9 protein-coding genes are annotated in these 13252 nt (G+C 45.6%); all 9 read right to left on the minus strand.

Annotated features, from left to right (window positions below; translation table 11 throughout):
• Nucleotides 1-18: 18 nt before the first annotated feature.
• On the minus strand, nt 19-1320 hold the full coding sequence (locus Cabys_RS12580; protein WP_006930933.1) for an anthranilate synthase component I family protein: 1302 nt from the start codon (nt 1318-1320) through the stop codon (nt 19-21).
• Nucleotides 1304-1897: an anthranilate synthase component II gene (locus tag Cabys_RS12585; RefSeq protein WP_006930935.1), complete on the minus strand. Its 594-nt coding sequence runs from the start codon at nt 1895-1897 to the stop codon at nt 1304-1306. The genes Cabys_RS12580 and Cabys_RS12585 overlap by 17 nt, the downstream gene beginning before the upstream one ends.
• A gap of 159 nt (nt 1898-2056) precedes the next feature.
• A complete protein-coding gene (locus Cabys_RS12590) occupies nt 2057-3643 on the minus strand; it encodes an IS1182 family transposase (RefSeq protein WP_071961286.1) in 1587 nt (528 codons plus the stop codon).
• Between the two features lie 122 nt (nt 3644-3765).
• Nucleotides 3766-5175, minus strand: a complete 1410-nt coding sequence (locus tag Cabys_RS12595) for a GWxTD domain-containing protein (RefSeq protein ID WP_006930939.1) — start codon at nt 5173-5175, stop codon at nt 3766-3768.
• A gap of 12 nt (nt 5176-5187) precedes the next feature.
• Nucleotides 5188-8706, minus strand: a complete 3519-nt coding sequence (gene smc, locus Cabys_RS12600) for a chromosome segregation protein SMC (RefSeq protein WP_006930940.1) — start codon at nt 8704-8706, stop codon at nt 5188-5190.
• An 8-nt stretch (nt 8707-8714) separates the two neighbouring features.
• Entirely contained in the window at nt 8715-11231 is a 2517-nt protein-coding gene (locus Cabys_RS12605) for a glycoside hydrolase family 2 TIM barrel-domain containing protein (RefSeq protein WP_006930942.1), read from the minus strand.
• 14 nt (nt 11232-11245) lie between these two features.
• Nucleotides 11246-11956: a pyridoxine 5'-phosphate synthase gene (locus Cabys_RS12610; protein WP_006930944.1), complete on the minus strand. Its 711-nt coding sequence runs from the start codon at nt 11954-11956 to the stop codon at nt 11246-11248.
• 21 nt (nt 11957-11977) lie between these two features.
• A complete protein-coding gene (locus tag Cabys_RS12615) occupies nt 11978-12523 on the minus strand; it encodes a hypothetical protein (RefSeq protein ID WP_006930945.1) in 546 nt (181 codons plus the stop codon).
• A gap of 2 nt (nt 12524-12525) precedes the next feature.
• Complete coding sequence (locus tag Cabys_RS12620; RefSeq protein ID WP_006930947.1) at nt 12526-13185, minus strand: hypothetical protein; 660 nt, start codon at nt 13183-13185, stop codon at nt 12526-12528.
• Nucleotides 13186-13252: the final 67 nt, after the last annotated feature.

The raw sequence follows: 13252 nt of genomic DNA on the forward strand, positions 1-13252 counted from the left end.
AATACCTCGCTTTAGATTTTAATCCTTTAAAAACGGCGCGGCCTTGGCCAGGCACTCTTCGTATTCTTTTTGTGGCTCGGAATCGATGACAATGCCTCCCCCGGCCTGGTAGTGCACATAACCATCCTTTAAAATGGCGGTGCGGATAAGTATACTGGAATCGGTCACATTCCGCAAGGGGAAGCGCAGAAAAAACGAGCCCGTGTAAAAGGAACGATTATGGGCTTCAAGACGGTTAATGTACTGCATGGCGGCTATCTTGGGGCACCCGGTAATGGAGCCGCCCGGAAAGGTCGCATCTATCAGGTCAACAAAATCCTTTCCTGGCAAAAGCCTGCCCCTGACTTCCGACACCAGGTGATGCACGTGACTGAAAGTGCGCAAATCGTGCCGTTTTTTTACCAGAACCGAACCGGTACGGCAGACTTTTGCAAGATCATTACGTAAAAGGTCGGTAATCATGTCCAGCTCGGCGCGATCTTTCTTTGACTTTAAAAGCAGCTGCTTTAACCGCAGATCTTCCCCGGCATCGGCAGAACGTTTGATTGTCCCTTTAATGGGTTCAGTCAAAACCGTCTGCCCCTTCTGAAGCCAGAAGCGCTCCGGAGAGATGGATAGTATTTCCGCTTCCGAAAGCGCCAGGTAAAAACTGCGCGGCGCCCCTGTTTTTTTGTACCATTCTTTAAAGATTTCAAAACCAGGCCGGTCAGCCGGTTTACTGAAACGCAAAGTAAAATTGAGCTGGTAAAATTCTCCGCTGGCGATTAAATCGCGAATGCGCTGAATTTTTTTTAGATAGCCGGTTTGAGGTTCGCTTTGCGCCGCTCCATTTCCCTGCGCCAATGTTTGTAGCGGCGGTCTGCAGGCCAGCCCGGCGCTCCCCGCATCAAAACGCAAAACCTGATTCGCATCCCCGTAACGCAGGTATCCCCTGGCCGGCAAAATCAAATACCACTCCGGCAAAGAATAAAAATCAATTTCATGCTGAATACCGTTGCGGGCGGCGCCAAAATCGTAACTGAGCAACAGCAGGTAAAAAAAGTGTTCCGATTGCACGCGGCGCGCTTCTATTGACTTTAACAACCGGAATAAATCGCCGTCAATCTCTTCGCTTTGTTCGGCTCGTTTCACTAAAATTTGCTCTCTACCGGCCGGAGACAAAACCGCAAAAAATTGCTCTATGTAAATTTCTACCTTCTGGCCGTCCGGCAATTGCCAGCCGGGTAAGTAAAAGCAGGGGGCGCCGCCAGAGGTAAAAGCCCCTTCTTTTTCGGCCCTGAACGTCAGCTTTTCCAGATACGGTTCAACCCAGTCGATCATGAACCATCCTTACAAAATTTTCAATAATCTGCAGCCCCCGGGGCGTTAAAAAAGATTCCGGATGAAATTGTACGCCAAAAAGCGGCAAATGGCGGTGTTCAAAGGACATGGGCGCTGTTTTGTAAACCGAAGTTAAACGTAACTCTGGAGGAATATCGGAGCAGATCAGCGAATGGTAGCGGGCGGCCTGAAAAGTGGCGGGCAAACCGGCAAATAATGGAGAGGGATGGATGATTTTTACGCGACAGCTTTGGCCGTGAACCGGCGTTTGTGAGCGAATGGTTTTTCCTCCCAGAACCTCGTTAATGATTTGCATACCCAGACAGACGCCCAGAAGGGGCTTTTGATCGTAAAATGCTTTAACGATTTGCGGCGTAGTGCCGGCATTTTCTGGTCTGGATGGACCGGGAGAAATCACCAGTCCATCGGCCTCAGCGGCATGCTCAGCCAGCCGTGGATCGTCGTTCAATTTAACCACCGCTCTGGCGCCGGCCCGCACGAGGTAATGGTACAAATTGTAGGTAAAAGAATCGTAATTGTCGATGAGTAGAATTTCAGGCGCTGAGCTATTGTTCACGGTTGTTCGATTCTTACGATTAAAGATTTGCGTTTAACATTGGTTGAATTTTTCGGGCCGTCTGTTTTAAACAGAAGCCAGATTTTCACAATCGTCTTTTAAAAAAGATTTCTCTCCCTCCCGGGAGGCTGTTGCATGGGGGGGGGGAGGAATTAATGTTTATATTCTCCGATATTGATAATTTTTTCTCATTCTTAAACGTTGGGCAAAATATAGAATTAAAAATGCCAAAATATTCTTTGAAAATAAAATTAATAGATCATCTTTTTCTTGTGATGCTTTTATAAACGCTGCTAAACGTTTCCCTAACATATTTTTAAATAGAACATTAATATTATGCCCAATACACATTAACGTAAATTCACTACGAACATTATTAAGACCAGATAAGGAAAATCCACGATAGCCTAAATTATGCTTCAAATTACCAAAAACAGGTTCAACTGTCACCGAACGCTTTTTTAGTCGTTCCTGCGCCGCTGAAGTTTGTAACTTTTTCGCCATACGTTCGCAATAACTCTCATTAACTGAACGATGGATTTGCTTAACTTTCTTTTTACTGGAAATGCATAAATTAATTAAGGGACAGTCCTGACAATCATTGGAACGATATACGATCCGTTCGCTATTCCTCTCAACTGGAAAAAGCTTCTTACCCGCCGGACATTCATAGTAATCTCCCTGTTCATGATACACAAAATCACTTCGTTTTAGTTTTCTTTCTTCTTTTTGCAATTCTTCCTTGGAGGTCGGTGTCTCCTTTATCGAACGATTGGATAACTGGGGATCGGCTATTACGGCATCGATCTGCTTTTCTTCCAATTCTTTTAGGTCTGCGCTATTGTGATAACCGGAATCGGCTGTGTAAGATCGCTTATCATCTGAACCAAGATTCTTCTCTACTTGTTCTTGGATCGGTATGAATTGACCCTGGTCGTTGGGCTGGCTTACCACTTCATGGGCTACAATTAAATGACTGGACATATCTACGCCTAATTGTGCGTTATAACCCGGCCCATCCACCGAAGGCATCATGCGGGCATCCGGCTCTTTTACATTTATTTGATGTCTTGAACGATGTTCTGATTTGAGCTGTTTCTTACGCTCTTTCAATTGGGCTTTACGTTCTAATATCTCTTTCTCTAAGCGCTCAAGCCGTTCTTTCTCCGCTCGAAGAGTTTCTAAATCTAATTCATCCGTGGCCCCCTGTTCTACAAAATTACAGCGCTGCATGTATTGCTTGATCTCTGCTCTTAACTTCTCTATACGTTTGTCTAATTGATCCTCAGTGTAGCCATGACGCTTACTGCTGTGCGCTTTGATTTTCGTGCCATCTATGGCTATCTGGTTGAAACTACTTATGCCTTCGGCCTGGGCAATTAAAAGTATCTCTACAAAATATTGGTCTAATAAATCCAAATGTGCCTTGCGAAAACGACTTAATGTACTATGATCCGGATGCTGATTCCCAGTGATATAAATGTAGCGCGTATCAAATTTACACAATTCCTCCAGCTTACGGGTGCTGGTAATGCCGTTACTATAAGCATAAAACCATAAGGCAAGCATCATGTCTGGGGCATAAGAATCACCGCCTTGCGAACTATAACGGGAATAAAGTGCACTTAAATCAAGGCGCGAAACCAACTCCACTACAAATCGACTCTTTGGATCGTCTCTGGCAAAATCTTCCACACTATAGCCAAAGAGATTCATTTGTGAGCGATTATAAGTAATAAAACTCATGGAATTCCTTTGTTATTACTTGTTTTATCTGTCGCCCAGAATTTACAAATTTTTTGAATTTTACTCAAACTGAATTTGCAACAGCCTCCCGGAGGGGAAAGAGAGAAATCCCGCACTTTTAATTAAAACCGCTCGCCTTGCTGCATCAGGCCGGACTTTTTGGTAATAATTTCCCGCCAGTTCGGATTTTGCAGCTCTTTGCGATAGCTGGAATGGATGAGTTCGTACTCTCCGAAGCCGCGCTGATCGGCAAAAACAAATTCGGCCCCGCCTTCCAGATTATGATAGTACCAGATAACGTAAGGCAGTAAATCCATGGAGCTGGGATGGCGCTCGATTTCATCCGGCTCGCCGTAAATCAACAACACCCGGCCTCTGTCCGTCTGCCAGCCTTCTCTACCCATGGCCCTAAAGCGCCGATTCGCTTCTTCTACTCTACGCAAATAGTTGATGCGCGTGGTTCCAAATGGCGTTTGATTCATCTTGTCCCGCCGGTACCAGAACTGCGTTAAAAACTTACGCATGGCGTTGGCGTTATCTAAGTTTTTGAACATCCTCTCTTCCTGACGGGTGGCGATGTATTTGGCCATTTCAAATTCTTTTTTCAATTGTTCTTTGGTTAACAGCACCAGCGCTTCGTCAATTTCCGGCATCTCTCCGGAGAACTGCGCCTCTGTTTTTTCTATTTGTTTGCCTTTGTACACATAAAATGACTTGCGGGCGGTGGCCTGTTTGCCGCTTTCCAGGTCTTCTACGTGAATGGCCAGAAAATAGCCGTTCTGGGGCAGGGCCATAACGTTAAATCCGCCAATTTCAACCAGATCCGGCCGAATAATTTTCTTTATCTTTTGCTGCCCTGTTTTAACCGTGTCTCCTTTGTTGTCAATGACAAAATACTGAACGCGGTAGCGCGTCTCTCGCTCAGGATCAAATGACAGATTGTTAAGCTCAATGTAATAATAGAGCATGGGCTGCAAAATATCAAACACCGGTCGCGGATTGGGCACCACGTACAAACCGTTCTTGTAAAAACGGTCTTTGCTTTCCGCCTTCTTTAAATTCATGCAGAACTCAAGATCGGAAAGGAACAATTCGTCTTTGGGGCGAATGGTATTCAAGTCAAAAATGTATTCTCCGCTGCGATTGGAAACATTATCCGTCAACTGTACTTTAGCCTTGTAATTGCCGTAAGGCAAAGACAGGGGAAAGATATCCACAAACTGGTTGTAGCGATTCATTTGAGCCGTGTCCTGCGCGGTATTTTTCAGATTGTGGGAAAAACTTTTCAGCAGATTGCCATCCGTATCAAAAATTTCGAGATGGCTGGTAAAATTGGCCTGAAAGGTACTGTCATCGAGCGCCTTGTAGATTAAATTCCCCTGAAAGATAGAGACATAAACTTCTACATAAGAACTGGAATCGGTTTCCTTAAAAGAAGCATAATCCACATTAATGGGTACAAAATTCATTTGCGCCAAAACAAGCGCAGGGAGAACAAATATCATCAATGCGGATATTAATTTACGTTTCATGGCAACACCTTTTTAATTAAATTTAACCGATACAATTTTCGATACGCCTTCTTCTTCCATTGTTACGCCGTAAAGGGTTTCGGCCGCTTCCATGGTTCGCTTGTTATGCGTAACAATGATAAATTGCGTGTTTTTAGAGAACTGTTTCAACGCTTCCGTAAAGCGACCGATATTGATATCATCTAGCGGCGCGTCAACCTCGTCTAATATACAAAACGGACTCGGCTTTACCAGATAAATGGCGAACAACAGAGAGATGGCGGTTAGTGTTTTTTCGCCCGAAGAAAGCAGGGTAAGCGTTTGCAGGCGCTTTCCTTTGGTTCTGATTTTAAAGATAATGTCCGCTTCCAGAGGGTCCGCCTCTTCTTCCAGCTCAATGGTTCCCTCGCCGTTTTCAAAAAAGGATTTAAAAACCTTTTCGAAATTTTCCTTGATCTGATTAAAGGTCGTCATGAACTGTTCTCTGGCCGTTTTATTGATCTTGTCAATGGTTTCAATTAACGACTTTTCGGCCTGCAACAGGTCGTCTCTTTGTTTCACCAGAAAGTCGAGACGCTCCTTTTCTTCTTCGTATTCCTGAACTGCCAGCGGATTGACGGGTCCCATGTTTTTGATGCGCATCCTTAACATTTCAATCCGCTCTTCCGCTTCCTGCTCGTTAAAATCCTGATAAGGAATACCAATTTCCACGTCTTCCGAATATTCCTTCAGGGCGTATTCCCGAATGCTCTCCGCTTTATACTCGTTTTCCTGTATTTTAAGTTCCAATTGTTTGCTTTTTTCAACGGTTGAATCATGCTGGCGTCTGTAAGCGCGCGTTTGTTCCTCCAGCTCAATGATTTTGGCTCTTAATTCCTGGTAAGTCTGTTCGATCTTTTGCTTTTCGTCTTCCAGCGCGTCTCTGCTGGCCCACAATTTTTCACGATCCTCTTTGCGCTTTTCGGCGTCGATATCAATTTGCGTCAATGTTTCGTTGATGTTTTTGATCTCATTACGTTTTCGTTCAATTTCCGCCGTCAAATCGGCAATGGATCGTTCTGTGCGTTGAATATCGGCTCGCCGGTTCTCGTATTGATTGCGCATATTGTTGGCTTTTAAGCGCGCCTTTTGCACCTCTTCCAGCAAATACTCCATGGCCTCGCTTTTGCGTTCGTATTCGGAGGTGCGCGTAATGGTCTCCCTTTCCAGCTCGTTTAACTCTTTTTGCAGCTCCTCCAGTTCAACGCTGTGCGTTTCGATCTCTTTTTTCAGGGCGTGATTCTCTTTGCGCAGGCGATCGATCCGCTGACGGGCATTCTCCGTTTCCTGAGTCAGTTTCTGAATTTCGTATTGTAATTGCGTCTCCTTTTTATCGATCTCCAATTTCTCGTTTTGCAGATGTTGCAGTTTTTGCGTGGTATTCTGAATTTCGTCGCCGGTTTGTTTGATCTGTTGTTCGGTTTTGCTGATTTTTTGCGTTACCTGGTTCACCTCATTTTCCAGCGCCGCCACCTGTTCTTGCAAACGCTCTAATTGCTCTTTGCGTCCCACCATGGAAACGGATTTTTTGGCCAGCTCGCCGCTGCTGATCTCACGGTTAAAATTGACCGCCTCGCCCTGTTCGGTAATAAAACGGTACTGCGGAAATTGGTTGGCCAGCTGCAGCGCTTCGTCCAGATCGGGCGTAATGATTACATCCCCTAACAGCAGTTCGATCAGGTCTTCGTACTCCGGCGCGTACTTAATTTGATCCTTTAAAAACTGAAGGCCTTCCGGTCGATTCAACGGCGCGCCATGCCGCGGAACTCTTTCCAGCGGGATAAGCGTAATTCGTCCCTTCTTTTCTTTTTTAACGTGGTCGATGATTTGCCGGGCCGCCTTTACCGAATCAACCAGCACGTAGTTCAACGCGTCGCCCAGCAGGTTTTCTAGTAACAGGGTCGCCCGTTCATCGGCCGAAATAATATCGGACAGGGTGCCTTTAATTCCGCTAAACTGCCCGCGGTTGGTCATGATGTATTTGGTGCTTTGCCAGAAGCCTTCGTAGCTGGTTACAATTTGTTCAAAAAAGTTTTTACGCGAACGGGCCTCTTCCAGGCTGCCCATCAACTGGCGCCGTTTTTGGTCCAGTTGATTACGCTGATCGGTAAGAGCTTTCACCTTTTCCTGTAAACGATCGAGGGCCGATTTCAGGCGATCCTGCTCCGTTAAAAATTCGTTTTGCCTGTTTTTAAGACGGGCGATCTCCGTTTCCAGATGCTGAATGTCCTGCTGCCAGCCGGCGATCTTCTCTTCGGCTTCTTCCAGTTGCTCCGTTTGAAAGCGGTAGCGATATTCCCGCTGGGCCTGCAAATCTTTAAATTGCGAGACCTGCTGGAATTTTTGCCGGAACTCCTGGTTGAGCTGATCGATTTCCTGTTTTTCTTTTTGCAATATTTCAAGATCGGCCTGGCGCTGCGCTTCAATTTCGGCCAGGGTTTGCTCGGCCTCTTCCTTCTGGCGCACAATCTCATCGATCTCGATCTGGTAGGTTTTCAGATTTTCTTTCAGCAATTTGATTTTTTGCTCGGCCTGATCGATATCTTCGATGTAGCGCGCCTTGTTCTGCATTAACTGCTCTTTACGCGTTTCGGCCACCGCCTGATCCTGATTCAATTTGGCGAGCTGTTCGCTCAGGGCGCTGATCTGAATATTAAATTGCTGAATCTTTTGTTCGAGTTGAATTTGTTCGCGTTTGTAATCTTCCAGCAGCGCTTCGTCTATGGTAATTTGATGGTGGCTTTCTTCTTTTATTTTGCTGATCTCCTGCAGCTGCTGTTTTAAGGGTCTGATTTCATCTAACAGAGCATGAAAACGATAGCGGCACAGGTCGATGTCCAATTTTTTCAATTCATCGGAATAAGCGATGTAGCGTCTGGCCTTGCCCACCTGACGCGAAAGCGAGTTCACCTTTTTTTCCACCTCGCTGATGATGTCGTTGATGCGCACCAGGTCGGTTCGCGTGTCCTCTAACTTTCTTAAAGCCGATTTGCGCCGGATTTTGTACTTAACGATGCCCGCCGCTTCTTCTAACAACAGGCGCCGTTCGGCTTTATTCTCGCTCAGGATGGACTCCACCATTTTCAACTCGATCACCGAATACGAGTTAGGGCCAAGACCGGTGTCCATAAACAGGTTGAGCACATCTTTTAAGCGCACCACGCTGTTGTTGATCAAATATTCGCTTTCGCCCGAACGGTAAAGGCGGCGCGTGATGATCACTTCGTCAAATTCTGTTTTGAGGATTTTTTTGTTGTTCTGAATGGTTAAGGAGACTTCGGCCATGCCCATCGGTTTGCGCGTTCGCGTGCCGTTAAAAATCACGCTTTGCATTTTATCGCTGCGCAACACGCTGGTCCTTTGTTCGCCCAGAACCCAACGCACGGCGTCAACAATATTAGATTTTCCGGAACCATTCGGCCCGATGATGCAAGAAATCCCCTCGTTAAAATCTAATTTGATTTTTTGGGCAAAAGATTTGAAACCCAATAATTGTAATCTTGAAAGATACATCGCGCTCCTTAAAACAAACTCTGTGCTTTCATCAATAGTTGTAAATAATCGACCCAGTAACCAGGCGGATTAAAAAGAGCCCAAAAGATAAGAATTGGAATGAAATAACACAACAATAAAATTGAGAAGACCCTGGAAGTTTTGGCAATAAATAAAATGTGAATGCCATTAATGAGGCGTATTTGCGTCCAAAAGGCAAAAATGCCAAAGATAATCCACAACCACTGTAGCGGCTGTTGATACAATAACCAGTGGTAGCTTATCAGGCTAAACGGAAAAAACCAGACAAAAGGCGCCCCAGCCCAGGCGATGATGGCAAATCCCTGACGGTAGCGAATTTTTGAGCGGTTGATCCAGGCCAAAATTTTCAAAACAAAAGCGCCGATCACCGGAATTAAAACGAAAAACAAAAACAACAAAGCGGTTATTAACAGTTTGTCACGGCTCCACTCCAGGTAACGTTTAAACAGGCCAAGAGGAATCAGAATGACCGACAGTATTTCCTGTAACCAGAGCGATTTATGGAAAAAATAAATCTGCGAGGCCAAAAAGACAGCGGCAATCAGGGCGATAAACGTGCTTACTGTAATGGAATTAAAAAAGGGTATGATCCGTCTTTCGCGTAAATCCACAAAAAATCCGTACGAATGTCTGAGCGAGCGCCTGAAATTTTCTCGCAGGCGGGGTACGCGCCGATAGATGGCAAAAAACAGGATGGCGCTAAAGGTCACCAGAATGGAGAAAAAGTTGGTCTTAGGCTGCTGCGTGAAATAGCGATCATTAATTGCCGTTTCGTTTTGCAGCCAGGGATTTCCCAGCAGCTTTGTCCAGGGCTTGGGATCGCCGTTCAGGTCCAAAAAACCATGGGGCGTAACATTTCCGGCGCTGTCCGCCGCGCCCAGGTCGTTCGGATATTCGGTGCGCCAGTCGAACAGACATTCCACAAACCCGCCATTAGGCTGGATGTCATTAATCGATTTGTAGAGTTCATTGCGTATTAAAAGGCCGCGGTTGATCTGATGCGTTATTTCGGAATTTTCCATCTGTAAAAGATCGGCCGTTAAAAATCCTATTTTACCCATCAATGAAAAAGCCTGCAAATGCTGGTTCGCATTTAAAAAGAGTACTGGCCGGTAGCGGTCGTAAATATAAAAATCGGCAACGCGCTCCGGCGGCAGAGGAAAACCGGGAATGGGCGAAATATAAGTTAAAACGCCAGGTCCGGCCTTTAATTTGCCGTTTAAGATAAACATGAACTTTTGTGCTACGGGAACATGCAGTGGTATTTCCTGCCCCAGTCCGATAGCCGTTAACGAAGGATGGCCGGCGTAAAAATGGCGTATTTGATGGCCCACATTTTTAGCCGCCTCCAGCAAAAAGTTTTCATTAAAAAATTCAGACGGAAAGCGCCACAAAGGAAACTCCGCAAACACCATCAGTCCCAGAGAATCGGCCAGACGCAAAAGCGGTTCATCAGGTAAAAAATGCGCCAGACGCAGAGCATTAAATCCCTGACCGCGGGCAAAATTCAACAACCGCCGCAATTGCGCGTAATATGATTTGCCGGCAAAGATTTCCGGCGACAGGTGCATGGTGATCCCTCGAATCTGCACAAGCTGGCCGTTGAGGTAGAACTTTTGTCGAACATGTTCGATCTTTCTGGCGCCAAAGGTCTGAACGCGCGTAAACTTCTTTACGCCATTTTCAAAAGTCACCTCGGCCTGCAAAGTAAAACGCAACATCTGCGGATTTTCCGGAGACCAGACATTGGAAGGGTCCAGCGCAAACTGTCCTTCCAGTGTAATCTTTTTTCCGTTAAGCTGACGCGAATAGCGCTGCTTGCGCAACAAAATTTTTTGATCGGATGTTCGTTGAATAATCTCAACGATCTTAAACGCCTTCATGTTTTGAGGGGCAACAATGTCGTAGCGGTAGTTCAGCGTAAAGCCCGCCTCGCTGTGCTGCAAATTAAATTGAACATTGTTCACCGCAGGCGGATCGGCTACAATCAGGTAAAGCGGAGAGGCCAGACCAATGTACCGTTCTTCAGAAAAGGTGTGGACAATGGTCGGAAATCCGCGATCGGTTGATTGCGGCAATTTTATCCTGATCTCAATATTCAGAACGGAATCTTCCTTTACATAATCAGCGGGGATTTGCAGGCGAAAGGGATTACGGGAATTGGGCGAAATGCCAAGGATATGGCCGTTCACGTAAAAATAAGAGGAACCGTTAACGCCCTGGGTGATCAAATAGAGCGTCTGCTCAGAACGCCAGTTTTTTGGCAACTTAACGCGTCTGGAAAAAGTCAGTTGATCGCGGTTTTTAACCAGCAACGGTATTTGCACTTCCTCTGTCTCGCTGCCGCGCCCGCTCAGCGTCCATTCTTTTATTTCATACATCTGCCAGTTAGACGCAGAAACGTTAAAGGTCTTATCGCCCTCTGGCCAGTCATATTGTAAAAAGCCCTGCGCGTTCAGGGCGGTTGTCAGTAAGCAAATCAGTAAAAAATGCTTTATCTTCATTCACAAAATCCTTTTTACATCAATGCAATCAGATCTCGCACAGCCTGTTCAAATCCAATAGCCAGACTTTTGGAAAAGAGCGGTTTGCCGACGATGATGTCTTCTATGTTTTCCATTTTGGTAATATCGCGGATATTATCATAGCCGATGCCTCCGCTGATATTAACGCCCATGCCCAGTTTATTGGCCGCCAGAGAAAGATTATCCAGCTCTTGCAGCAAAGCAATTTCGGAATCCATGTCCTCCGCATTGGCCAGTCCGGTGGCATCCAGCTCAACATAGTCAAATTCCAGCTTGCCGGCCAGCTTTACCTGTTCCACCTGCGGTTCAATCAGCACCGAACTCAAAATACCGTTGGTGCGTAATTCGATGATAAAATCCTGCAATTGGGTGGGATACATGTCCACATTCAGAGGATGCGGCGCAATATCATGCAGTTCGCCCGGCGCGACAAAAGTAACCATATCGGGTTTAATGCGCAGCAGTTTGCGCACATTTTCTTCGGTCAGGTTGCAGCGGATGTTTAAATAGGTTTTGACGATATGCTTTAAAAGAACAATATCCGTCTCTTTTACGGTTTTTTGATTATCGTGCAAATAAGCGACAATGCTTTCAGCGCCGCCCAGTTCTGCCAGAACCACGGCCTGAATGGGATCGGGATATTTGTCATTGAAGCTGTTTCGTACAAAAGCGATCGGGTCAATATCCACCGCTAATCGATGCATGTTGTTTCCTCCTGTAAGCGTTTAGAACGACGACAAATCTTCCCAGCGGATGATGCGCCAGATGCCGGTGGTGTCGTTCGCCGAAAATAATTTTTTCTTGAAAACAAAAAGCGCTTCCCCGCGGATGGTCGGAATTTCACGTCCGCCGTCAATCACTAAACTAAAAACTTTTTTGATTTCTTTCAATGTTCTTTCTTCGTTCAAATAGCGGGCGTAAACCGTGCCCTCCCACGTCAGGTTTAGCGTCTGAAAATGGCGGAAGAGCCCCACCGTGGTTTTGATGTCCACATCGCGCCCCCACGTTAAATCGGTAATGGGTTCGGTGGCAAAGTTCTTGGAAATGAACAGAAAACTGCTGTCTAACAGATCGGCGTAAACCAGTGAATCCTTAAAGTTGTAAGCATATTTAAAATTGATTAACACATCCTCCGGCGTCTTTTGATCGGTAACAATTAAGGCGGCGCCTTCAAAATCGTGCTTTAATCCCGGTGCGAATGGATTTTCGCAGGAAAACACAAAAAGCAACGCTCCGATAACCAAAGCTAAAAAAATGCCTGCCTGTTTCATTTTTATAGCGCCTTTTTGCGGTAATACAGTTTTAAAGCGGTCCATGTTCCATCGTAATTCTGGTTAAGAGCGTTATCCTGCCAGAAATAGATGTACCACACCTCCGGCGGAGTTCTGGATTTAAATAAGCGAAATTGCAACAGCCCGCTGTAGGTTTTGCTGGAATCCGGCGAAAAAGATATCCTGAGGTTGTACTTTACACTGCCGCTTTCCAGCGAATCGTTCACTGATGTGGGCGTAATAGGATTTAAAGGAATTTCGTTGCCCTCAGCCAGAATCAGGTCAAGCTTTGGATAGCCGCTAAGTTGAGACTGCACAAGCTGCGTAAAGTAATTCTGTTCATCGTTCAAGGTCCAGGGCTGACGGGCAAATTCATTGGCAAAATGCTGCTCCGGAATAAACAAAAAGGAATGGGGCTGCCCTTCCAGCGTTTGGGGGATAAAGCATTTCATGTACTCGGCAATGTTTTTATCTTGCAGCGCTTTTTTCAGATTGACAAACACCAGTTCAGGATTAACCGCCGGATCGTAGGTGCCGTTTTGCCCGGGAGAAAAATTCTCCGGAGCTTCTACCTGCCCTTCGCGCGTGGTAAAAGGATTGGTACAGGTCAGCAATATTCCGCCGATCAGCAAAATTAAATATTTATTAATGATTTGTAACATTTGCCTTTATCTTCTTTCTAATTAATTGAAAAAAATAAGGATAAAATACTGTAAAATCAAATTGAGG

It is taken from the genome of Caldithrix abyssi DSM 13497 (assembly GCF_001886815.1).
GTDB lineage: Bacteria > Calditrichota > Calditrichia > Calditrichales > Calditrichaceae > Caldithrix > Caldithrix abyssi.